This is a genomic window from Corynebacterium sp. HS2168-gen11, assembly GCF_024834075.1.
In the GTDB taxonomy this organism is placed as follows: domain Bacteria; phylum Actinomycetota; class Actinomycetes; order Mycobacteriales; family Mycobacteriaceae; genus Corynebacterium.
On record NZ_JANUXR010000022.1, the window covers coordinates 1 to 1,630 of the forward strand.

General features: G+C 44.4%; 1 protein-coding gene. It reads left to right on the plus strand.

Annotated features, from left to right (window positions below):
• Window positions 1–60: 60 nt before the first annotated feature.
• On the plus strand, window positions 61–1,371 hold the full coding sequence (locus NXS99_RS09145; protein ID WP_259288364.1) for an ISL3 family transposase: 1,311 nt from the start codon (window positions 61–63) through the stop codon (window positions 1,369–1,371).
• Window positions 1,372–1,630 lie beyond the last annotated feature (259 nt).

Genomic DNA, 1,630 nt, shown 5'->3' on the forward strand with positions numbered 1-1,630 from the left:
GGCTCTTCGCGTTTCAGCGGGGAATTATACAAAACGGCGAAGGTAATTCATGCTTAGAGTGTGAACCAAAAGAATGAAAATACCTTCACCACTTATGATCCTACCGCAATCCTTGCTCGACTTGTAAGTCTGAAAGATATTCGCGTCCTTGCGTATCACCGTCATGGTGCACAACAAGAAATCGAAATCGAACAAGTCCTAAAAACACCAACATGCCCACGTTGCAATATGCCTGCACGGGTGAAAGAAAGACCAAAAGTTCGATACATAGATTTACCTGTCTATGGCCGTCCTATGAACTTGCTGTGGCGTAAACACCGCTTGTATTGCCCAAACGTTGCATGTGATGTTGGTTCATGGACAAGCCAAGATAAACGTATTGCAGCGATTCGTTGCCAGATGACAACCAGAGCAAGTAAATGGGCGACCCACCAAGTAGGCAAGGGACGAACCATTAGCGAAGTCGCAGCTGAACTTGGGTGTTCGTGGCATACAGTCAATGATGCAGTCACCTTATACGGTCAGGCGTTGCTAGAAGCAGACCATAAACGTTTGAACAAAACGCATGCAATCGGGCTTGATGAAACAAGTTTCGTTCGCCTACAAGGACAGCGCACAAGTTATGTCACTACGGTATGCGATGTCGAGCATCATCAAATCATTGATATCATCCCAAGCTGTAACTACATCGACGTCGCCCGTTATTTACAAGACCAGCCCAATGATTGGAAAACACGAATTCGTTATGCCGCTTTAGATATGAGCCCAACATATCATGCTGTGTATAACGTGGTTTTACCTCATGCAACGCAAATAGCTGATCATTTCCATGTGATTACATTAGCCAACCGTGCGTTAGATACCGTACGCAGACGGGTGCAAAATGAAACGTTGGGACATCGTGGGCATAAAAAAGATCCTTTATACAGGATTCGGCGTTTGTTGACATATGGGAGTGAAAAATTAAAGCCAGCAATGGTGCAGCGTTTAGAAAGCATGCTTGCGTTAGGAGATCCTCACGCTGAAGTAGCCATTGCGTATCGGATAAAAGAACGTTTACGTGAGTTTTATCGGCAAACAGATTTTAATGTTGCGATCACTATGTTTGAAGAATTGATCCAGACATGTCTGGATGTGGCGATGCCCCCAGAAATTCAGAAGTTAGGGCGCACGCTACAACGATGGCGGTTGCAAATCTTGGCGTATCATCAAACGCATCTTTCGAATTCCATCACTGAGGCGTTAAACAATCTGATCAAACGTATTAAACGTATCGGATTTGGGTTCACGAATTTCAATAACTATCGCATTCGTGCATTATTGTATGCCGGTAACCCTAACTGGAGACTGCTGCATAATATCTTCCCGTAACCTGTGTACTAGTAAGAAGATCGCAAAGCTTTTTTCTATCATTGTGTGTTCCTTGCGCTGTGAGCTAAGGGTTGATAGAGCCAATGTGTGTTGTTTAGGTGTGTTGAGTTATACCTGGCTGGTGAAAATCTCATCACTGCTGTATTCCCGGCAACACAAACACAGTTGCTAGCTTTAAATGACTTACACTCGTCGTTGATACTAGGTTTGTAAATCCACCGAGTATTTCCGCTTCACCCCGCTAAAATGCGAAGAGCCA